The following is a 399-nucleotide window of genomic DNA, read 5'->3' as shown; positions in this document are numbered from 1 at the left end:
ATTTTTGACTGCTTCTTGTTTTGTATTTTCATCTCCACAAACAACATGATCTACTTTATTTTTTAAAGCTTCATATCCCTGTTTAGCAACTAATTCTTTATCATTTTTTATATTATCATCACCGAAATAGCTAGTATCCATACCAGCATTATGATGAAAATCAGTATTAGTAGCACCTGGTAACATGGCAGTAACATTTATATTTCTGTCTTTTAATTCTTGTCTTAAACCTTCAGCAAACATAAAACCAAAGGCTTTAGATGGTCCATAAACAGTTTCATAAGGTGTAGGTAATGTCGCAGATAAAGAAGATACAATTAAAATATCACCAGAACCATTTTTATCCATGTGTCGAGCGATTCTTTTAGCCATATGGACAGTTCCTTTAATATTAATATC

Annotated in this window: 1 protein-coding gene; it reads right to left on the bottom strand. The window is 31.1% G+C overall.

All coding sequences use genetic code 11. From position 1 onward, the window contains the following. Positions 1-390 (bottom strand): SDR family NAD(P)-dependent oxidoreductase (locus tag ACF91D_RS32215; RefSeq protein ID WP_392438773.1); only part of this gene is annotated, 390 nt, incomplete at its 3' end. Between the last annotated feature and the right edge of the window lie 9 nt (positions 391-399).

This window comes from Staphylococcus sp. 231237_7MaSpsaltlick, from assembly GCF_043107035.1.
Note: the sequence above shows the minus strand (reverse complement) of the source record. Positions and strands in the feature narration are given on the sequence as shown.